This window comes from Lysinibacillus sp. JK80 (assembly GCF_027557635.1).
Lineage (GTDB): Bacteria > Bacillota > Bacilli > Bacillales_A > Planococcaceae > Lysinibacillus > Lysinibacillus capsici.
The window spans coordinates 1,784,839-1,805,670 of record NZ_CP058997.1; the positions used below are offsets into that span (position 1 = coordinate 1,784,839).

Below are 20,832 nucleotides of genomic sequence, written 5' to 3' on the forward strand. Positions count from 1 at the left end.
AAGATGGAATTCACACTCAATGTAAATCCTGATACACAAGCTATAGCCTTTATTGATCAAGTAATGGAGAATTATACAGAGATATATAATCTACCTTATAAACGAGAGTTAAGATTTGTTGTTCATGAACTAGTCATCAATGCCGTAGAGGCTATGGGAAAAATTAATACACCCGCTCAAAAGAAGATTCAAATACAAGTAACTCAATCAAACGAAGAGATAAAAATAACAGTCACTGACGAAGCAAAAGGCATTGACGAAAAGGACTGGGACAAAGTTCTTCAATTCGATTTAGACAAATTTGATTATGCTGATCGTGGACGCGGTTTATTTTTTGTCAAAAATATGGTCGACCATATTTGGTTCGAAAATATTTCTGAAACAAAATTTTTAGTTGGTATTTCCAAAAAGATTCATCTATAAAGTAAACGTAAAATTGGGGGCGTTTTAATGAAGTTATCTATACGAAAGAAAATGAATCTGCTTATATTTGGTTGTATTATTTTACTTACTTCCCTTTTAGCAGGAGTCAATTTTTTTGTTGCCAAGAACAATCTATTAGAAAGTGCTGATACAAAGCTTTTATCAGATATACAGTTGAGCTATGAATATTTAGACGCTAAATATCCTGGTGAATGGTCCATTAAAAACAACCAACTCTATAAGGGCGATATCAATATGGTAGAAAACTTTGAGGTAGCTGATAAAGTTGGAGAACTCACAAACGGGAATGCTGTATCCATCTTTCAAAACGATACGCGTATAAGTACCAATATAGTGGATAATGGTGAACGCGCTTTAAATACAAAGGTTTCTGACGAGGTTGCTACTGTTGTACTAGGAGAAAAAAAGCGCTTTATCGGTTCTGCCAATGTCTTAGGAAGTTTGCATCAAGCAGCCTATGATCCGATTGTAAATAGTCAAGGCGAGGTTATCGGTGTATGGGCAACCGCTGTCCCTACCGCTCCTTATATAAGCATTGCCACAAAATCAGCACTGGAGAATGTAGCGATTTCCTTAGTGATCGCCATTGTAATGATCGGAGGAATTAGTTGGTTCTTACAAAAGCAAATTGTTAATCCTATTAACATTCTAAGTACCAATGCCAAGGAACTAGCAGAACTAAATTTAAATGTTAAACTGTTAAACCCTAAAGGCAAAGATGAAATCGCTGAATTAGCACGCGCATTTAGTAGTATGAAAAATCATTTAACAGAGACGATAAAGATTGTGGCTGGTAGTGCACATCAAATTGCAAAGTCATCACACACTTTGGCAGAATCATCACATCAAACAAGCGAAGCATCTAATCAGATCGCACTAACAATGAATGAAATCGCCGTTGGTACTACCACTCAATCTGATCAGGCTGAACGAATAGTTTCAATGATGCAAAAAACGCTTGAGGAAGTATCAAAGAGCTTACAAAAAGCTGAAATCACTTTAAATAGCGCTATCGAATCCACTCATATCGCACGTAAAGGAGAAGAAGCCATCAATGAAGCGATTATGCATCTAAGTGATGTTACGAAAACAGTGTCTTATGCAACAGATTCTATCCAAAAATTAGGCAAGCGCTCTGAAGAAATTGGTGGTATTATTACCGTTATCACTGGCATCGCAGAACAAACGAATCTGTTAGCACTCAATGCGGCCATCGAGGCAGCACGAGCAGGTGATCAAGGGAAAGGTTTTGCTGTCGTTGCATCAGAGGTTCGTCAATTAGCTGAACAGTCAAGTTTAGCAGCTGGACAAATTACTAATCTTATTAATGATATCCAAGCGGAAACATCTGTGACCGTACGAACAATGGAAAGTAATTTACTAGCTGTCGAGGAGCAAGTAACGATCATCAATAAAGGCGGAAGTGCCTTAAAAGAAATCGTGGAGAAAGTTGTCGAAACTGAAGAAGGTGTCGAACAAATGAAAGTGGCATTTACACATGTTAACGACAACTCCCTAGATGTGCAACAAGCCATTCAAGATATTTCTCGCATCATCGAGGACGCTGCAGCAGCTACAGAAGAGATTGCCGCAACCTCAGAAGAGCAATATGCGACTGTTGCCGAAATTACACAAAGCTCAGATGAGTTATCATCAATTGCTGATAAATTACAAAATGAAGTGAATAAATTTAAGTTTGAATAAATCCCCAAACAAGAAAAGAAAAATGGAGGCGCTATAGGATGAATCAGAAGAAAATTGCAATGAATATTGACACAAAGGCTGATTATATTGTGATTGCGTTTACAGGCGATTTAGAATACGGGATGATTGAAGAAATAAAGTCAGAGCTGCAAACACTTAGCTTAGACACAAAACACGGATACATTATCGATATGCAAAGGGTAACAAATATTGATAGTACTGGATTCGGGATGATCGTTAATTTTGCTAAGAAGGTGTCTGTAAAAGATAAGAAAATCGCCATTATTGTCGTCGATGATTTCATTCGCAACTTATTCGCTATTTCACAGGTTGATAAAGTATTCCCTATTGCCGAAAGTGAAGAACAAGCAAGGAAGATTATTAAAGAAGATTGGCTAGGTGAGCTATCACTTAACGATTATTAATCTCTATAATCATAATAAAAGGTGTATTCCTATTAGACGGAATACACCTTTTTATGTTGTTAAAAAAAGAAGATGTCAACGGTAGAAATAGTAACTTTGCAAGGCGAGAGGTTGATTTTCGTTCCGCCAGCGTCCTTTCCAGGGGGGGCGTCCGATGAGCCGCTAAATCCCATAGGAGTGACGCTATCAACCATTCTACAAAGTGTCTTTACCTCATAGTAGCATAGCGATCAAATCTACCCATTATTTGTATTCTTAGAGGGGATAGGCTCTTATTTTCAATGTGGAGAAGTGATGAGTGACAACACCTCTTCATAAAGGGTAATGAACTCCTTTACTTTATTTGAAAACCTTTGCTAAAAAGATTGAGATTTTTTGGGTTGGTGCGGAAGGCTTCTTGACTCCCGTGGATTAACAAGACAGGTGAGCCCCTACACGGAGGAAGCTGCTGGCACTCGCCCACAGGAAAGCAAGTAGCCTTGCAATAGAAATCCACTTCTACCTTTCTATTGACTGTTATGTTTTTAACACTAAGAGAAGGTATTTTTCCTATGGCGGAATATACCTTTTCTTTAATACTGCAGTAGCATATTAACAAACACAACTAGAATGATAATCGGTACAACAACTAGCATTAACATACGATATGTCGAATAATACCCTTGTCCCATTTGACTTCCCGTTAGCAATTCTCTCTTCACAAATTCTTTATCCACTACATAGGCAATAAAAATAGCAATGAATAAATTCCCTAGCGGAAGCATGATATTCGACACTAAAAAATCGGTTGCATCAAAGATACTTTTCTCAAAAATCATTATATCCGATAAAACACTCGAAGAAAGCGCTGCTGGAATGGCTGCAATAAACACGACTATACCAAGTAAAAGTGTCCACATTGGACGCGATTTCTGACTATGCTCCATAAATGCCGCGACGATAATCTCATATAAACTAAATGATGACGTTAATGTAGCAAATAAAAATAGCAATAAAAACATGGCTAAAAACACTTCACCAAATGGCATTTGACTAAATGCTGTTGGTAGCACCATAAATAGCAAACCTGGACCCGCTGCTGGCTCTAAATCAAAGGCGAACACAACAGGGAAAATCGCTAAACCTGCTAAAAATGAAACAAGCACGGTTAACAGCACTACAGAACCCGCTGAATTCGGAAGACTGACATCTTTTTTTAGATAAGAGCTATATGTAACTAGACAAGAAAAACCTACTGCTAACCCAAAGAACGATTGCCCTAAGGCTTCTAATAATGCCTTACCCGTAATATTCGAGAAATCAGGCCATAAGAAGAATTTTACCCCTTCCATTGCCCCATCTAATGTAACTGCACGCACAACAAGGACAATGAACATTATGAAAAGTAACGGCATCATCCATTTATTGGCCTTTTCAATCCCATTTTGTACACCTAATGAAATCACAAGTACGTTGGCTAATGTAAACAACACTAGACCAACTAGCGTAATCCAAGGCGTGCCTATAATTTTTCCAAATAATTCAGCAGGATCTACTGCTGGATCAATTACCGCGCCAGCTACACCTAGCCCGCTATAAATAAAGATCCAACCTCCAACAACGCTATAAAAAGTTAATAATAAAAAACAGCCTAGCACGCCCATTCGACCAATCCAGGCCCATCCTGGCTTAGTTGGAGCAATTTTTTTATACGCTGTTACAGCCTCGGATTGTGTACCACGTCCTAAAACATACTCGGACAATAACATCGGTAGTCCTATTAACAAGGTAAATAATACAAAGATAAGGAAAAATGCTCCTCCACCACTTTGTCCTGTTACATAGGGAAGTTTCCAAATTGCCCCTAGTCCGATCGCCGCACCAGCTGATGCTAAAATAAAACCTAATTTACTAGACCATTGTCCTTTTTTTCCACTCATCTCTTCAAACTCCTCAAACATTCTAAACTCTTCTCTATTTTACATGAAAATATAGCTTTCGACTAGGTTATAATTATAAAGTACTAGTTAGCTTTTTTACCCCATTACTTTTTTCTATATTTATCCGTTAGTTTAGCCTTTCTATTCTTCACACCTTTCCCTATCCATCATTCCTTCCAACAAAAAACCTCAGGTATGTTCACCCGAGGTTAGTAAAAATTATTTTGTTATATAGATAGAACGCTGGCGGTCGATCCACTTGCGCATAGTTGTAAATAAAAACGCCATAATAGCCGTTAATAAAATACCTTTCACAATGTTAAATGGTAAAATCCCAGCGATAATCATTTTATAAAGTGAGTCACCTACAACAGGTTCCATTCCTAAGAAGTATGTGTACATCGGTAAAAATACTGCGTAGTTTAAAATACTCATCCCTACTGCCATTACGACTGTTCCTGTCGCTAAACCTCCAACAAGACCAGCAATTGTTTTAAAGCGATTAAAAATAAGGCTTACAGGCAAAATAAATAAAATGCCTGTTGCAAAGTTGGCAATATGACCTACTGGCACGCCTGTTGGCGTTCCAGAGAAAATCCAATCCAATACATTTTTAAATAATTCTACTAAAATACCAGCTACAGGCCCCATTGTGATGGCTGCTATTAATGCAGGCATATCACTAAAGTCGACTTCCAAGAATGCTGGGAATGGTGGAATTGGGAAATTAAAAAGCATTAATAAAAACGAAATACTGCTCAGCATGCCAATCGTAATAAACGATTGAAGTTTAACATTTTTCTTCATAGAAAACTCTCTCCTCTTTGCTGATTCAATCTCGCAAGAAGAAAGGTGACGATCTTTCAATTGTTAGCACGAAAAAACCCTTATGCATAAAGAGCACAAGGGAGAAAGGCATGACGAATAAGCGTCAATTTAAACTATTTTTGAGCACTGTTTAAAAAGCCATACAAAAAAAGCGCTCGGTCATAGTTTATTTCATAACAATGAATGACGATCGTACCTCCATCTTCTCCCATCCAGACTTTAACTGTCGGCCTCGGAATTACACCAAGTCAGCCATGCAAATAAATTTGCACAGGTCGCGGGCTGAAGAGCGAAGCATAAACCATTCGAGTTAATGGAAACATTAACGGTTCACCACTCTATTACCGCCGGTCGGGATTTTCACCCTGCCCCGAAGATGAATCATATTATTTTATACTACAACCTTACTATAATTAATTATTAAGAAAAAGTAAATAGTTCTGCTTAAAAAATTCCGATTAGATTTGTAAGTATTGTAAAAATGGAGCATTCCATGTTACAGGAATGCTCCATTTTTGATTTTGACTAAGGCATATATTGTTTATTTGGCCCCACAGGCTTGGGCAAATACGTTTTTAAATCGAATCCTTCCCAGCTTTCTTGGACCACATTATCCAAGCGTAATTGTTGGTCAAAGCTAGCAGCAGTTAACATCATAGCTTCAATCAATTGGGTAGCGCGAATTGACTCCATCGATGCTAAATCTAAGGGAATATCGAATGTTACGACTACACCTTCTGCTTCCTCTTTCACGGTATATGTTACATTTTCAGGAACCACTGTTACATAAACATCATCATTTTTGTTTTTCATTAGTGTAAGTGCTTCTGTAACATTAGCAAATGTTTGACGGAAATCTGGTGACAGGTATTCTGCCCCACTACCATCTTGGTATAAATAATAATTAAAATGCTTGGCGTTTGTTAATGACATGGCTTGACTTGGCTCACCCTCCTGAGAAAACTCATAAGGTGTGCCATCTTCATTTTGAATCTCAACTTCCGTATATTCAGAATCCGAGAAGGTATCCTCTAAAGTCCCTTTGTACTCATTAACGGTAGCTGATGCAACATCATAGTCATTGTCCTTTGGTAATACGTGGACAAGCTTGTCTTCCTTCTCCTTCAGTTCACCTTTAAAAGGATGATAATCCGTAAACCCTTTGGCTTCTTCATCTATTTGAGGAGCATATTTTTCATACATCTGTAGGGTAGAAGGCTTTTCTGTTCCAAAATCAGTTGCTACACGCTCATTTGGTATCACATATGTCATTGGAACACTTTCTGCATCGCGTCCTGCCAAACCAATACGGAAAACGACAGCATCTTTCACATCTTCCTCATAGACAGACGACCGTAAAGATAGCATACGCTCATGCTCCGATACAATACTGGATTGAAGTGCCTCATCCTGGGTAGCTGCCTCTTTAGCAGAACGATCTTCCTGTAACGTAGAGTAATTAGCCGTTTCTGGCGTACTAGCTAGATCTTTTTGGCTAGCGTCATTATTCATGAACATGAAGCCAACGAGTACCGTTATCACGAAAACTGCTGCTACACTCGTAAAAATCGGCATTTTTCGGAACTTAAATCGTGATGGTCGTTCATCTTGTATTAAAGATTTACTTTCTTGTTGTGCTTCTTCATTCTCTATAGGTTGTTGTATCGCTTCTTGTAGGTGACTATTATCCTGCAAGCGAGCATCTGCCATTAACCGATTTAATATTTCTTCTTTTGAACGGCGGTCAGAAAGCTTAGGGGCATTGTTCAAGACATGTTCAAGCTGTTCATCATCAAATGGCTTATGCGTCATTGCCGTTTCGCCTCCTGTTCTCTAATCGGCTGTAGCTGTTGCCTTAAAAATTTAATGGCTCGATGCTGGGTCGTTTTTACCTTAGCTTCTGTCCAATCTAGTATTTGCGCTGTTTCTGCAATCGATAAATCTTGAAAATAGCGCATAATAATGACCATTTTTTGGTCGCCTGTACAGTTTTCAAGTGCTGATTCCACCTGCATAAATTCATCACTGGCCTGTAGCATATCTTCCGGTGATGGCGTGGTTGAATGGAGCTGTTCCGTTTCCCAGTCAAAGAAATCATGTGAATGCTTTTGACGTACAGCTTGCTTTCTAAAATGATCAATTGCTACATTTTTAGCAATAGCAAATAGCCAAGTTTTCTCACTACTATTGCCTGCAAATTGATCGTATGAGCGCAACACTCGTACATAAACTTCATGTGCTAAATCTTCGGCAAGTGTACGGTTTTTTACTAAATATATTAAAAACTGAAACACGTCTTGGTGATATGCATCGTATAGTCGATGGAACACGGAGTCATTCAAAGCACTCCACCCCCGTTCTATAATATTTGTCGTCTTACATTCATAGAAGTTACAGCCAATTAATAGCAATACTTGTTATTAATCGAACGGTAAATAAAACGTGAAGGTCGTACCCTCTTTCAACACACTGTCTACCATAATATTACCTGAGTGTGCCTTCACAATATTTCTAGCAATGGCTAAGCCGAGACCAGTTCCACCCTTGGAACGAGTACGTGCCTTATCTGCTTTATAAAAACGTTCAAAGACATAGGGTAAGTCCTCTTGAGGGATGCCATGTCCTGTATCTTGAACAGATATTTTAGCAAATGTCGGCTCCTGCTCTACTTTTACAGTCACAGACCCTTCATCTGTATGTCTCAGGGCATTGTCAACTAAATTTGTAAGCACTTGTTCAATGCGATCCTCATCTATATTAATCATGGCCTCGTCATTAAATTCACTCTCAAACAGCAGACGAACGTGCTTTTCTTTTGCTACCTGTGCAAATTTTTGTGTAATACGTTCAAAAGTAGAATTAATTGGTAATTCATCTTTATAAAGCGTCATATGCCCTGATTCCATACGTGCCAAATCTAATAAATCTGTCACAAGGCGACCCATTCGCTTCGATTCATCATAAATAATTTTGGTAATCTCATTTCGCTCTTCCTGATCCTGAATAAAATCGTCATCCATTAATGCTTCTGAGTAACCTTGAAGCATGGCAATCGGTGTCCGAAGCTCATGAGAGACATTCGCAATAAAATCCGATCTTAGTTTTTCTAAGCGATGCTGTTCAGTCATATCACGAATAACAGCGACAGCACCACGTATCATTTCCCCACTATAAAGAGGACTAATGGTAAATGTATAATAGCTGCCATCCATTTCAATTTCCTCTTCTAGTTTATCCTCAAACATCAGCACATGATCAAGCATATGATACAGCTCTGGCGGAATAGGTTTTGCACTTTGTGAGCCTTTGTTGACAAACCACTTTTGCATCAGACGTTCGGCTGGTGGATTACTTAATAATATTGTACGATCCCGATTAAACGTAATCACTGCATCTGTCATAGATGTCAAAATATTAGAAAGCTGTTCGTTTTCTTGATTGATAACCTCTAAATTATGCTTTAATTGACGGCCCATTTGGTTGAAGGCAACGGCAAGCTGACCAATTTCGTCATTTTGGGTAGTAGGCATTTTCGCTTCAAAATTCCCTTTTGCAATTTCAAAAGCTAATTCACGCATTTTTCTTAATGGCGAAGTTATACGTGAAGAAAGGAAGAATGCGAAGAATGTCGTCAACACAAATGCTATGAAGGCTGCTAAAAAGACAATTTTCGTAGTTTCCTTAGACGTTTTATGTAGCGCATCTGGGCTTTGGTAGATGAAGACAGCTCCATGTACTGCATTTTCAACATTTAGGGGAAAACCAAGTACGACATAAGATTCCATTTTTTCTTGATCAGTTGAAGAAGGCATCATCATTTCTTTAATAATCGGCTCATCTGATTGAAACACTTCATGAAAAGATTTATTGGCTAATATAGTATCTTGTATTTCTTTTTTGTTGACACCCTCTTGCATCGCAAAGGACACTTCAACATGACTGATAGCGATCAATGCATTGGTTCCTGTAGGTAAAATATCTTTTAATAATTCAGAGGTAGATTCGGCTGTTTCATTGTCATCTACTATACTTGCTACCGTTGCTGCTGTTTGTCGCAATGAAATTTCTGCTTGCTGCATATGGTAATTTTGAAGAAATTCAAGCATTAATACCGTGAAAACAAATAATACAAATGAAACGAGAAGCAATATGGTTACCCATAGCTTCCCGACAACACTATTCCATATTCTATTCATTGACAACCTCAAATTTGTATCCAACGCCCCAAACCGTCACAATCATTTTAGCAGCGTTTTCAGAAACTCGGTTGAGCTTTTCACGTAAACGTTTTACATGTGTGTCTACTGTGCGTAAATCACCAAAGAAGTCATAATGCCATACCTCTTTTAGTAGTTGTTCACGGTCAAATACTTTGTCTGGCGATTTCGCTAAAAAGTACAGCAATTCATACTCTTTCGGTGTTAAATTAACCTCAATGCCTTCTGCAGTCACACGATGTGCATCATGGTCAATCATTAAGTGTTGGAACACCACTAAATCTTTTGAAGAAGATGCATTAGTCGTTGGTGAGAAAGCCTGTGAACGACGTAAAATAGCCTTCACACGTAACACAACCTCACGAGGACTAAATGGTTTTACGATATAGTCATCTGCACCAAGCTCAAAGCCTTGTACACGGTTCGCTTCTTCGCCTTTGGCAGTTAATAAAATAATTGGTGTTGCTGCGCGCTCTCGAATTTCTGCACACACTTCTAGCCCATCTTTTTCAGGCATCATAATATCAAGTAAAATACAGTGATACTCTTTTTCTAAAGATTTCTCGATCGCTTGTTCTCCATTTTCGGCCTCGTCAACAAGGTATCCTTCTCGCTCAAGATACATTTTTAATAAGCGGCGAATACGATCCTCGTCATCTACTACTAATACTGAAATATTTTCTGACACTTTCACGATCCCTCTCTTCCATCTTTCTCTAACTTCTATTGTACATGGTGTGACACATATTGAAAAGAAAAGAAAGCCTCTTCGCTACAGCGAAAAGGCTTGTTGCTTCACAGGTTACGCGTAGGAGTGTAAACCTGCAAGAATTAAGTTAACAGCAATTAGGTTGAATAAAATAATCCCAAAACCAATTAGTGCTAACCAAGCAGATTTTCGACCTTCCCAGCCTTTTGATAGACGTAAATGCAGGAATGCTGCATAGAATAACCATGTAATAAGAGCCCATACTTCTTTTGGATCCCAACCCCAGAAACGACTCCAAGCAATTTGTGCCCAAATCATCGCAAAGATTAAAGCACCAAGGGAGAATACAGGGAAACCAATCAGCACTGAACGATAACCAATTTCATCAAGTAATTGTAAATTGACACGTTTAACAAGTGGTTGGAAAATGGCACTAATTCGACGGCGAGCAATTAAACGAATTAATAAATACAACACAGATCCTACCAATAATGACCAAACAACGGTTGTTAATTTTTTAGCATTAATTAACGCTGGCATTTCTACTAATGGCGACATGCCATGTTCTTCTATCACTTCATATTCATTCATACCGAATACTGGAGGTAAATTGTAAATAATTTTACGAGTAGTACCTTCTTTATCCACATAATTATAGCTAGACTCATAATCCATAGCACTAAATGTAGATGTTACCGCGACAAATCCAACAACTACTACAAGACAGTACATGACGGCTTCTAACCAAAAACGTTGTTTAGAGGGCTTCGTTAAATCTACTACTTTTAACAAGTAAATAAGTCCTGCCACAGCACTAATGGCTAAAATAGATTGCCCTAATGCTGCTGTAATAACGTGAATTGTTAACCAATGACTTTGTAATGAAGGCACTAATGGACTTACTTCTTTCGGGAACATTGCTGCATAAGCAATAATCAAAAGCGCAACAGGCAGTGCCACTAATCCAAGTGCAGTCAAACGATAAATAAAATAAATTAAGATAAACGCGCCGACAATGAACATACCAAAGGCAGTTGTAAATTCGAACATATTACTTACTGGCGCATGTCCTGTATAAATCCAACGCGTAATAAAATAGCCAAGTTGTGATAGGAAACCAATAATAGTAACCACAATGGCAAGCTTGCCCCATTTGCCAGTATTTTTACCAGTAGCATTACCTTGCTTAATTGAACCACCAAATAATAATGTCGCAACTAGATAAGCAATAAACGCTACAAATAGTAAGTTTCCACTTAAGTCAATCAAACTCATAAGGTGTTGTCACCTTCCTTTTCTTTAATGCCACCAGTAGTGGACTCTTCGCCAGCCTCATCTTTCTCTAACTGATCTTTATACGGAGGCAATGCAGCAAATGTTGTAACAGCATCTAAATCCTTTTTCATGCTGAACATATTTTTGTTGACATGGGCAGCCATTAACACACGGCCGTCTGGTTCCACTTGAAGCCATAAACGACGATGATTCCAGTAAGAGCCAATGGCAACACCGATCATAAAGATGACCCCCCCAACAAACAGAATAGGGATGGTACTATCTTTTCGCACCGTAATACCTGACATATCACGCATCTCTGCACTAGCAAATTTCATTCTGTATTTATTTTCACCCAGTGGTTCTAAAGGAGGCTGCATAATTTCAACAAAGCTTACTTCTCCTTCAGGAGTTTCTGGTGTAGTCATTTTAAATAAAAATGCAGGATTATTTGGAATAGACGTTTTAGTCTGAGGTTCTCCATTTTCAAATCCATCAAAATCAGGTGTATAGACAAGAATTTGAACGGATGAACCATTCCCTAAATCATATTCTTTTTTAGGATTTGTTAAATCAATCTCTACCTTACCTAATGATTTCTCTGTCGTCTTATTAATTAATTCAAAGTTCATCTGTTTTAATTCATTTAGACGATAATCCATCTGGTAAAGAGCAAAGCCATCTTCTTTCAAAGGATGGTTTACACGAATAGAATAGTCTTTTACTTTTTCTAGATTTTCCGTATCCCCAGGTAATGCGTCTTCAGGTTGCTTGTAAAGTGTAATATCGGTCTGGAAGTTTTTAGCCACTACATTCACACCCTGTTTAACTTGCTCACCTTGAGGTGTATTATCATGTGTTTCTAAAATAAAGTCACGGTTTTCAATGAAATAGCCTTCCATTCCAGTGATAGCTCGTGTTTCACCTTCACGCACCCATATCGATTCATCAACATAGAAGCCTGGAACTAGACGTAGCATGACCCCACCTAAAAAAATGATGAGACCTACATGGTTTATGTACGGACCGTAACGAGAAAAGCGTCCTTTTTCAGCTAAGAGAGCGCTACCATCTCGACGAACAGAATACTTCATCTCAGTCATTTTTTGAGCCACTTTATCAAGCGTTTCCTCCGCACTCGCTGACACTTGTCCTTCTGCAACAATGCGCTGACGCTTCATAAAGCTTTCATGTCTTTTAACACGTTGATTCTTTAATGATTTATAAAGTGGAATGCCTCGGTCAAGACTTGCCACTATAATTGATACTGCTAGCATACCAACTAAAATCTGGAACCACCATGAGCTATATAAATCCGAAAGCCCCAACGTATAATAAATTTTACCGAATGTACCATATACGTCTGCGTAATAAGCCCCCTTCTCCATATCAGAAGCTTTTACGTAAAACTCTTGCGGTAGTAATGTTCCGACTGAAGCAGCAATTAATGTGATAATAATTAAGGATATACCAACTTTAACACTTGAGAAGAAATTCCATATTTTATCAACAAATGATTTGTTATATGTTTTGGAACGAATGGCCATACCATCATAGCGCATATCAACAACTTTATTTTGTTTTTCTTCTTCGGTTAAAGGACGACCACATTTCTCACAAAGCTTCGTGCCGTATGGATTACTATGACCACAAGCACAAATGATTTTTTCCATCGTCATTTACTCCTTATTTGGCTTCACTAATTCCATGTACGAAGCAATATCTTTCTCCGTCATTTCACCTGTAATAATTTTGGCCACTTTGCCTTCTGGATCAATTAACACTGTTGCAGGTAATTGTCCTACATTATAAGCAGTCATAACACTTTTTGTTTTGTCGATAACTACTGGAAATGACAACCCATATCGATCGACAAAATTCTGTACTTCAAAATCTGTTTGAGCAATATTGACAGCTAATGTTTGTACACCGTGATCTTTAAATTCTTGATACTGATTGTCCATTGCGGGCATTTCCTTCTCACAAGGCTTACACCAAGTTCCCCAGAAATTTAAAAATACCCCTTGCCCTTTATAATCCGACAATTTATGTTTTTCACCGTTTAAATCTACTAACGTGAAGTCAGGTGCCTCAGAGCCTACTGCTACTAACTCTACTTTTTCCTTTGTTGCTGTTCCATATACTGTGTACCCGATTGCCAACGCTAACACAGCTAAAATGACAGTTCGCAGTACAAGACGTTTTTTCTTTTTCTCCAAGTTAATAAACCCCCTATCAATTACGGCTTGCGTTGCTTTTACATATTGAAGAAACAAATAGAACTTTTTCACTCTCTATACGTCTATAAATATGTAAAAGCTTCTTTCACATTGACGTCAACAATACCGGATTAAATGTGTTACAGCTTTTTTGAACAAACTGCTACTAGGTGTACTATTCTCACCTATTATAGCAAAATGATACAAAAACACTTAGCTATTAATTATGAATGATTTATGAACGATTTCACCACAAAGAAAGTGTAAACATCCAAATACCTCTATTGGTATCCACACTTTCTTCTGGCAACATTGCATTAATCAAGCTTTCCTGTTTCTGCTAACACACGTAGTTGCTTTACTTCATGCTTTGATAATTCACGATATTCTCCTGGAGCAAGACCAAATAAATCTAAAAAAGCAAAGCGTTCGCGTTTTAATTTAACAACGGGTGTTCCAATCGCTTCAAACATACGACGAACTTGGCGATTGCGCCCTTCATGAATCGTAATTTCACAAATAGCTTTGCCCGCTTTTTCATCGAAAGATGTCATACTTACCTTAGCAGGTGCTGTTTTTCCATCCTCTAATTTGATCCCTCGTTGAAGCTTTTTAAGCCCTTCAATTGTTGGCACTCCTTTGACACGAGCGATATATGTTTTGTCAATTTTAAATTTCGGATGTGTCAACATATAGGAAAATTCTCCATCATTTGTCAATAGCAATAATCCAGATGTATCATAATCAAGACGACCAACTGGGAAAATACGTTGCGGAATATGATGAAATAAATCTGTGACAGTTTTGCGTCCTTTATCATCTGTAACTGCAGAAATTGTTCCACGTGGTTTGTAAAGTAAGAAATATACCTTATCTTCTTTTTCTAGTTTTACACCTTCTACTTCAATTGTATCGGAATTAGATACCTTTGTTCCTAACTCACGAACCACTACACCATTTACTTTAACTTTACCTTCTAAAATCAATTGCTCTGCCTTGCGCCTTGACGCAACACCTGCATAGGCAATGACCTTTTGTAATCTTTCCATTTTTTCACCTCTAGTTTTCTTTCACATTGACACGTTCGTCATCATTCGATTTCGATCCAATGAATAGGGTTATTTTTCCCGCTAATCTGTGAAAATTATGTCATACTTTTAGACATTATTAAAGAAAAACAAATTTCACATTTTTTAATTGAGTATTCCGACTAATTTCTCGTTCGTTAATTTCTTAACATTTGAACCGAGATTTTGTTTTGTTTACTAGCAGTATACTCATTTGATAATCATGCGAATCGATTGTAAAATGTTTATTTTGACACAAAAAAAGCTACCATTCGGCAGCTTTTATTTGTATACATTTTCAATTGTTAGGCCACGTTGCTTTAACTCATTGGCTATATAGTTTTTAGCCAGTACCATGTTGCCTGCCAAAGGTTCCTCAATTGTGGAACCATCTTGAAATGTAAAAACCAGATGATCAGGCTTTGTCACACCACTTTTTTCTAGATTAACTTGCTCAACTTTCACTATTTCTTCCCACTCGACAAAATTTACTTTTAAACTAAAAAATGGATTCATATGAATACCTCTTGAATCTATCCATTTATAAGTATTAAAGCTTAATGCGATGAAACCTAAGGCAATTAATAAGGAAGTAGATACTAGACCACGTTTTATATCCTTTCTTTTTTTCGTTTTAGGTATGATCAAATAATTGATTAGTAGTACGAGGGCCATGACAAATAAAGAGACCATAAAGATAATATAAGCATTAAAATAAGGTGCAAAATAATAAAATTCATTAGGTCGATATAGTATCTCTTGAATTGGATATAGAAGAATGACAGGCACAATTAAACTTGATAAGAATAAGATAATGATTAGCCCAAATTGAATTTGCCTACCATTACTTTCCATTGAAGCTTTCCTCAATTTCCTCACCCCTTTTTTTTCGAAAATTAAGAATTTTACACTCATTATCATTTTACCAAATTTAACATCAATTGATCAAATAATGTAAAAAATCAGCCAATCGTTTTTAACGATCCGCTGATTCAACTTTTACTGGCGTTGCATAAATACGTTCTTCTCCTATAAAGATAGACAAGACTGCTTCTTGGCGTTTCCTTGAAACATGTAATACTTGCCTCACCTGTTCTTTTTCCTCTTTATTTAACTGTAGTCGGACGGGCTCTTGTAAACGAATAGCCAACTTTTTATTGACATTGTATTTACCCTTTTTCACTACTGTTTCAAGACTATAATCTTGCCATACTTTATTGGATAAACCTCGATGTACATTCCAATCATCTGATTCATTTAATGTGACGACAATGCAGATTTGTCCGTCCTTTTGAAAGGCCGTTGCAAGTGTTCGTCCAGCAACCTTAGTAAAGCCCGTTTTTCCAGCGAAAGCAGTACCAGTGGCTGACTTTAAGGAACTAACAGGCTGTTCTGTCTCATCATCTATATCTGCTGCCATTCCTGAACCTTCTCTTAATAGACGGTGTTTATTTTCCCATAACATTCCGTTTACTGTATTTGCCCGATAAAGTACAGTTGAAGCAATTTTCTCAAATGTTTTATTTTGCAACGCAAGTCTTAACATCTCAGCAGTATCTCTTGCAGACGATAAATGCTCATCATGATGAAGACCAGAAGGATTCATAAAGACGGTATTGGTAAGACCTGCAATAACAGCTCTTTCATTCATTAATTTGACAAAACCCTCTACAGACCCTCCTACATGTTCGGCTAAAGCTGTTGCAGCATCATTGCCGGAACGTAGCATTAAGCCATACAATAACGTTTCAACTGTCACCGTTTCACCAGCCTGTAGGTAAATAGAGCTCCCCTCAGCCATAGCAGCCTTAGGGGATATAACGACTTCATCCTGCAAGTCACTATTTTCAATTGCCACAAGTGCTGTCCAAATTTTTGTGAGGCTAGCAATAGGTAATCGTTCATCGCTATTGGATCCAATTAAAAGTCGACCTGTATCGCCATCCAAGACAGCATAGCCGCTTCCTCCTCTTGCAAAGCTAGTCTGAGGAAGCATTACCATTAACACAATGATCATAAACAGTGTTAAACGAAATAACCGAAGCAACGAGCCACTCCTTATTCAATGTGATAGGAAATTATAGATTTAAATTTATGTTGAAGGCTACGCATTATACCTAACCATTATTTTGCTCCGCTAAAAGTCTCTTGGAACTTCGTCATAAATAAATCTGTTTCTTGTTCTGTATCAGCAAGGTCCTCTTCAGGTAGAGGAGGCATTTCTTCTATACTATTTAAGCCAAAATAATGTAAAAATTCTTTTGTTGTTCCATATAAGATGGCACGTCCAGTCCCTTCTGACCGTCCTACCTCTTTAATTAATCCTCGTGAAACTAATGTTTGGATTGGTCGTTCACACTTCACACCGCGCAAATCTTCTATTGCTACACGTGTAATGGGCTGTTTGTATGCAACGATCGCTAACACTTCAAGGGAGGCTTGAGATAAGGATTGTGCGGTTGGATTTTCTACTAATCTTTGAATCGTATCGGCAAAATCAGATTTTGTAATGAGCTGATAAACGCCTGCAATTTCTTTCACCGTAATTCCTCTTGTTAAATCTTCTTCATAGGTTTCTCTCAATGTATTCATTGTTTGCAGAATCAGCTCTTCCTGCTCTCCTAAGAGTTGTGAAAGTTGTTTAATCGTTAAGCCATCATCTCCCACAACAAATAATAAGGCTTCAATTCTACTCTGTAACATCAATGTTTTCGTCATCTTCCCATTCCTCCTTCTGTAAGGTAACCGTTAATTCTTCAAAGTTACCATCTTGCTCTACGATGACGACCTGACGTTTCATCAGTTCAAGAAGAGATACAAACGTCAGAATAAGTGTTGGCTTATCTTCATAGGGAAAAAGCTCGAAAAATGATGCACGTCCACCTGTTAATCGTAAAGAATCCACAACAGAGCGCATTTGATCTTTTACTGATCGCTCCTGCCTTGCTACAGTTGTTTTTAATGGTTTCTTTAATTTTTTGCGACGCATCAATTTCTGAAATGCTCCAAGCATATCATAGATATTCACATTCAAATCAAATAAAGCCATCTGTTCTTCTGAGGCTAATCCTGTTAAATCAGCAGGTGGCCTCGTAAATACCTGTGCTCGGTCTGTTTCAAGCTCCTGCAAATTACTAGCTGCTTCCTTGTATTTTTTATATTCGATTAAGCGTTGCACCAGTTCTTCACGAGGGTCAGGGCCGTCCACTTCTAATTCTGCGTCCTCCATCTCTCCTTCGTGAATTGGCAATAACATGCGGCTTTTAATTGCCAGTAACGTTGCTGCCATTACTAAATATTCACTTGCTTCATTTAACTCTAGTACTTGCATTGCATGAATATGGTCGATATATTGTTGTGTAATTTCAGCCATTGGGATATCATAGATATCAATTTCCAATCTGTGAATTAAATGCAATAATAAATCAAGAGGCCCTGAAAAGGCTTCTAATTTTACTTCATAAGACATTATTTTACCACCCTGAGATTCTATGTTCTTTTAGTATAGTGGAAAGGAGTCCAAAATGCATCCACAGCATCATACTTTATTTATAGATTACTGTGCCTATTTTAATGGCAATCAAGATTTTTTTGAATGCCATGAAGTGCTAGAGGAATATTGGAAGGAAATTGCACCTGGTGATAAAATGCATCCGCTTGTCGGCTATGTGCAGCTGGCAACAGGTTTCTATCATTGGCGACGTGGTAACAATACTGGTGCTAAACGAATTTTAGAAAAAGCACTTCATAACTTTCAAATAAATGAAGGGCATGTTTTTTTCCAAGAAATTGATTATCTCGAACTCCTAACACAAATAACAAAAGCTATCACTTCGATTGAAATGGGCAAGTCCTTTCAAACTTTCCAGCTTCCTCTCTCACCTCACTTGCTGGATTTAGCCCTAGCACGTATAAAGCTTTTGCCATCAAATAGCTCAAAATATCTTCTTCATAAACATATGCTTCGAGATCGCTCACATATTCTTGCAGAGCGACAAGAAAGCAAACAAAGAAAAAGCAGACGTTGTTAATCGTCTGCTTTTTCATCGATACAATGAATACATTTTTGAACAAAACTACGTGTTTCATCTGTAGCACGCACACTTTCATATTGGCCAAGTTCCGCCACTTCTTGAAGCATCTCCGTTGCTACTCCCTCTCCCCTATAGGAAGGGATCACCGACACGTGCTGGATTGTGGCTATATTATGCTCGTCAACAACAAGCCCTACAATGCCAACATATTCATCATTCTTTTTCCATAAGTATAAAACCCAATTATCGTCATTTTCATAGGAGTGGATGGTTTCTGTAAGCTTTTTTACGTCTTTTTCGTTAGGCATAAATGAAAGTAGCCCCATTGCTATTTTCTCTAAAGCTTTTTTATATCGAATTAACATATTTGTCTATTCCCTCTTTTTCTAGCTGTACATAATCTTTGACTATCCTACACGATTTGTACTTTTACCGCAAGCCAATTTCTGTCTTACGAACCAGGTCCGAGAATACCTTTCGACGCCAACACCCAATAGACTACGCCCCATAATAAAATAAATGTTGTAATGGACGCTAGTAATACCCACTTATTTTTCCTCAAATTTACTCACCCTTTTTTAAAGTTAGCGGGAGATCGTTTTGCACAATATCTTCATAACTTTCGCGGCGAATAGCTAGTTGATGCTGTCCATCCTCTACAAATACAACTGCAGGTCTTGGCACACGATTATAGTTACTAGCCATCGAATAACCATACGCACCTGTACAGAAGATGGCTAACACATCACCTGAAGCAGCATCTTGTAGTTTAGCATCAATAATTAATTTATCGCCGGATTCACATAATTTACCAGCAACTGTATAGAGCTCATCTTTCGGCTCGTTCGCCTTACTTGCGATGACTGCCTCATACTTAGCGTCGTATAATGCGGGACGGATATTATCGCTCATACCTCCATCGACAGCAATATATTTTCGCACATCTGGCACAGTTTTTTGTGAACCGATTGTATAAAGAGATGTTCCTGCATCACCTACAAGTGATCGACCTGGTTCAATCCAAATTTCCGGCATCTTCAGTCCAAGAACAGTTGCTTTATTTTTGACAACTGTAATCATATCCTCTACATATACTTGTGGTTCAAGCGGTGCATCTTCTTCAGTATAACGAATACCAAAGCCCCCACCTAAGTTTAACACAGTACATGTAAATCCGTGAGTCTTGTTCCAATCAGAAATTTTGTCAATCAATTTTTCTCCAGCCAATCCAAAACCGGCAGTGTCAAAAATTTGTGAGCCAATATGGCAATGTAAACCAAGTAGCTCTAGGAATTCATGGTTAAATGTTTGTTGGAATGCTTCATCCGCTTGACCATTGTTTAAGTCAAAGCCGAATTTTGAATCTGCTTGACCTGTCGTGATGAAATCATGCGTATGTGCTTCAACACCTGGTGTAACACGTAATAATATACGCATTTTTTGCTGACGGCGCTCCGAAATATCTTTTAAAAGCTGTATTTCATAGAAATTATCTACAACAATACATCCAATCTTGGAGTCAAAAGCTAGCTCTAATTCAGCAATGCTTTTATTGTTACCATGAAAATGAATGCGCTCTGCAGGGAAACCTGCCTTTAAGGCAGTAAATAATTCGCCACCAGATACAACATCCAATGATAAATTTTCTTCTGCTGCTAATTGATACACCGCTACACATGCAAATGCTTTTGAAGCATAAGCTACTTCTGCTTTTACACCTAGTTTTTTAAACGTTTCGATAAAGCTGCGCGCACGCTTACGAATAAGTGCAGTATCATACACGAAAAGTGGTGTACCATACTCTTTTGCTAGCTCTAATGTGTCTACCTGTCCAATTGTTAAATGACCATCTTCAGAAATCGCTTGTGTTCCATATAAATGCATGTGCATCTCTCCCTTTTCACATCGTTCCATCTTGTTATTTTTACGGTTTGAAAGTGGAAGGGTTCTTTACTATATTAGAACCATTCCATCAAAAAATTATTTCCTTC

Annotated in this window: 20 protein-coding genes and 1 riboswitch; of the genes, 4 read left to right on the forward strand and 16 right to left on the reverse strand. The window is 37.9% G+C overall.

The features are described 5' to 3' along the window. Positions 1-3: 3 nt before the first annotated feature. Genes HXV90_RS09445 through HXV90_RS09455 form a run of 3 tightly spaced genes read left to right on the forward strand, consistent with a single transcriptional unit; the run spans position 4 to position 2,573 of the window. Positions 4-423: an ATP-binding protein gene (locus HXV90_RS09445; protein ID WP_054550610.1), complete on the forward strand. Its 420-nt coding sequence runs from the start codon at positions 4-6 to the stop codon at positions 421-423. A gap of 27 nt (positions 424-450) precedes the next feature. Continuing rightward, positions 451-2,148 (forward strand): methyl-accepting chemotaxis protein, encoded by a 1,698-nt coding sequence (locus tag HXV90_RS09450; protein WP_048391281.1) that lies wholly within the window; start codon positions 451-453, stop codon positions 2,146-2,148. 38 nt (positions 2,149-2,186) lie between these two features. Further along, positions 2,187-2,573 carry an STAS domain-containing protein gene (locus tag HXV90_RS09455; protein ID WP_009370722.1) on the forward strand — a complete coding sequence of 129 codons (387 nt, stop codon included), beginning with the start codon at positions 2,187-2,189 and terminating at the stop codon, positions 2,571-2,573. Positions 2,574-3,145: 572 nt separating this feature from the next. Here HXV90_RS09455 and HXV90_RS09460 read toward each other — a convergent pair. From HXV90_RS09460 to HXV90_RS09525, 14 genes are all read right to left on the reverse strand, one after another. Beyond that, positions 3,146-4,492, reverse strand: a complete 1,347-nt coding sequence (locus tag HXV90_RS09460) for a sodium-dependent transporter (RefSeq protein ID WP_036080548.1) — start codon at positions 4,490-4,492, stop codon at positions 3,146-3,148. Between the two features lie 219 nt (positions 4,493-4,711). After that, positions 4,712-5,299, reverse strand: a complete 588-nt coding sequence (locus HXV90_RS09465) for an ECF transporter S component (protein ID WP_036080135.1) — start codon at positions 5,297-5,299, stop codon at positions 4,712-4,714. Between the two features lie 217 nt (positions 5,300-5,516). After that, positions 5,517-5,702, reverse strand: a riboswitch (FMN riboswitch). A gap of 143 nt (positions 5,703-5,845) precedes the next feature. Then, complete coding sequence (locus HXV90_RS09470) at positions 5,846-7,132, reverse strand: RNA polymerase subunit sigma (protein ID WP_269898871.1); 1,287 nt, start codon at positions 7,130-7,132, stop codon at positions 5,846-5,848. Then, on the reverse strand, positions 7,129-7,662 hold the full coding sequence (gene sigX / locus HXV90_RS09475; RefSeq protein ID WP_009370717.1) for an RNA polymerase sigma factor SigX: 534 nt from the start codon (positions 7,660-7,662) through the stop codon (positions 7,129-7,131). The genes HXV90_RS09470 and sigX overlap by 4 nt, the downstream gene beginning before the upstream one ends. 78 nt (positions 7,663-7,740) lie before the next feature. Beyond that, complete coding sequence (locus HXV90_RS09480) at positions 7,741-9,516, reverse strand: ATP-binding protein (RefSeq protein ID WP_048391287.1); 1,776 nt, start codon at positions 9,514-9,516, stop codon at positions 7,741-7,743. Then, positions 9,509-10,225: a response regulator transcription factor gene (locus HXV90_RS09485; RefSeq protein ID WP_004232215.1), complete on the reverse strand. Its 717-nt coding sequence runs from the start codon at positions 10,223-10,225 to the stop codon at positions 9,509-9,511. Before HXV90_RS09485 ends, HXV90_RS09480 begins: the two co-directional genes overlap by 8 nt. Before the next feature lie 114 nt (positions 10,226-10,339). Next, positions 10,340-11,521 (reverse strand): c-type cytochrome biogenesis protein CcsB, encoded by a 1,182-nt coding sequence (ccsB, locus tag HXV90_RS09490; RefSeq protein ID WP_048391290.1) that lies wholly within the window; start codon positions 11,519-11,521, stop codon positions 10,340-10,342. Then, on the reverse strand, positions 11,518-13,194 hold the full coding sequence (gene resB, locus HXV90_RS09495) for a cytochrome c biogenesis protein ResB (RefSeq protein ID WP_054550608.1): 1,677 nt from the start codon (positions 13,192-13,194) through the stop codon (positions 11,518-11,520). Before resB ends, ccsB begins: the two co-directional genes overlap by 4 nt. A gap of 6 nt (positions 13,195-13,200) precedes the next feature. Then, complete coding sequence (resA, locus tag HXV90_RS09500; RefSeq protein ID WP_004232210.1) at positions 13,201-13,740, reverse strand: thiol-disulfide oxidoreductase ResA; 540 nt, start codon at positions 13,738-13,740, stop codon at positions 13,201-13,203. A 317-nt stretch (positions 13,741-14,057) separates the two neighbouring features. Next, positions 14,058-14,789 carry a pseudouridine synthase gene (locus tag HXV90_RS09505; protein ID WP_004232209.1) on the reverse strand — a complete coding sequence of 244 codons (732 nt, stop codon included), beginning with the start codon at positions 14,787-14,789 and terminating at the stop codon, positions 14,058-14,060. A gap of 300 nt (positions 14,790-15,089) precedes the next feature. Further along, positions 15,090-15,677, reverse strand: coding sequence for an Asp23/Gls24 family envelope stress response protein (locus tag HXV90_RS09510; RefSeq protein ID WP_269898872.1), 588 nt, complete (start codon positions 15,675-15,677; stop codon positions 15,090-15,092). 106 nt (positions 15,678-15,783) lie between these two features. Next, entirely contained in the window at positions 15,784-16,854 is a 1,071-nt protein-coding gene (locus HXV90_RS09515; RefSeq protein ID WP_115673515.1) for a D-alanyl-D-alanine carboxypeptidase family protein, read from the reverse strand. A gap of 77 nt (positions 16,855-16,931) precedes the next feature. Continuing rightward, positions 16,932-17,525 carry an SMC-Scp complex subunit ScpB gene (scpB, locus tag HXV90_RS09520; RefSeq protein ID WP_054550606.1) on the reverse strand — a complete coding sequence of 198 codons (594 nt, stop codon included), beginning with the start codon at positions 17,523-17,525 and terminating at the stop codon, positions 16,932-16,934. Next, a complete protein-coding gene (locus HXV90_RS09525) occupies positions 17,497-18,276 on the reverse strand; it encodes a segregation/condensation protein A (RefSeq protein ID WP_054550605.1) in 780 nt (259 codons plus the stop codon). The genes scpB and HXV90_RS09525 overlap by 29 nt, the downstream gene beginning before the upstream one ends. A 55-nt stretch (positions 18,277-18,331) precedes the next feature. Between HXV90_RS09525 and HXV90_RS09530 the strand changes: the two genes are divergently transcribed. Further along, positions 18,332-18,838 (forward strand): DUF309 domain-containing protein, encoded by a 507-nt coding sequence (locus tag HXV90_RS09530; RefSeq protein WP_269898873.1) that lies wholly within the window; start codon positions 18,332-18,334, stop codon positions 18,836-18,838. Here HXV90_RS09530 and HXV90_RS09535 read toward each other — a convergent pair. Both HXV90_RS09535 and lysA read right to left on the reverse strand, forming a co-directional pair. Next, positions 18,835-19,206, reverse strand: coding sequence for a GNAT family N-acetyltransferase (locus HXV90_RS09535; RefSeq protein ID WP_004232192.1), 372 nt, complete (start codon positions 19,204-19,206; stop codon positions 18,835-18,837). The two genes, HXV90_RS09530 and HXV90_RS09535, sit on opposite strands and share 4 nt — an antisense overlap. A 199-nt stretch (positions 19,207-19,405) precedes the next feature. Next, positions 19,406-20,725, reverse strand: a complete 1,320-nt coding sequence (gene lysA / locus HXV90_RS09540; RefSeq protein WP_066036603.1) for a diaminopimelate decarboxylase — start codon at positions 20,723-20,725, stop codon at positions 19,406-19,408. Positions 20,726-20,832: the final 107 nt, after the last annotated feature.

Excerpts from the sequence above, each read along its gene's own strand:
- HXV90_RS09470 (WP_269898871.1), bottom strand. The coding sequence starts at position 7,132 with ATGACGCATAAGCCATTTGATGATGAACAGCTTGAACATGTCTTGAAC.
- HXV90_RS09525 (WP_054550605.1), bottom strand. The coding sequence starts at position 18,276 with ATGTCTTATGAAGTAAAATTAGAAGCCTTTTCAGGGCCTCTTGATTTA.
- HXV90_RS09445 (WP_054550610.1), top strand. The coding sequence starts at position 4 with ATGGAATTCACACTCAATGTAAATCCTGATACACAAGCTATAGCCTTT.
- HXV90_RS09480 (WP_048391287.1), bottom strand. The coding sequence starts at position 9,516 with ATGAATAGAATATGGAATAGTGTTGTCGGGAAGCTATGGGTAACCATA.
- HXV90_RS09530 (WP_269898873.1), top strand. The coding sequence starts at position 18,332 with ATGCATCCACAGCATCATACTTTATTTATAGATTACTGTGCCTATTTT.
- HXV90_RS09450 (WP_048391281.1), top strand. The coding sequence starts at position 451 with ATGAAGTTATCTATACGAAAGAAAATGAATCTGCTTATATTTGGTTGT.
- HXV90_RS09465 (WP_036080135.1), bottom strand. The coding sequence starts at position 5,299 with ATGAAGAAAAATGTTAAACTTCAATCGTTTATTACGATTGGCATGCTG.
- lysA (WP_066036603.1), bottom strand. The coding sequence starts at position 20,725 with ATGCATTTATATGGAACACAAGCGATTTCTGAAGATGGTCATTTAACA.
- HXV90_RS09505 (WP_004232209.1), bottom strand. The coding sequence starts at position 14,789 with ATGGAAAGATTACAAAAGGTCATTGCCTATGCAGGTGTTGCGTCAAGG.
- resB (WP_054550608.1), bottom strand. The coding sequence starts at position 13,194 with ATGGAAAAAATCATTTGTGCTTGTGGTCATAGTAATCCATACGGCACG.
- scpB (WP_054550606.1), bottom strand. The coding sequence starts at position 17,525 with ATGACGAAAACATTGATGTTACAGAGTAGAATTGAAGCCTTATTATTT.
- HXV90_RS09460 (WP_036080548.1), bottom strand. The coding sequence starts at position 4,492 with ATGAGTGGAAAAAAAGGACAATGGTCTAGTAAATTAGGTTTTATTTTA.
- HXV90_RS09535 (WP_004232192.1), bottom strand. The coding sequence starts at position 19,206 with ATGTTAATTCGATATAAAAAAGCTTTAGAGAAAATAGCAATGGGGCTA.
- ccsB (WP_048391290.1), bottom strand. The coding sequence starts at position 11,521 with ATGAGTTTGATTGACTTAAGTGGAAACTTACTATTTGTAGCGTTTATT.
- HXV90_RS09455 (WP_009370722.1), top strand. The coding sequence starts at position 2,187 with ATGAATCAGAAGAAAATTGCAATGAATATTGACACAAAGGCTGATTAT.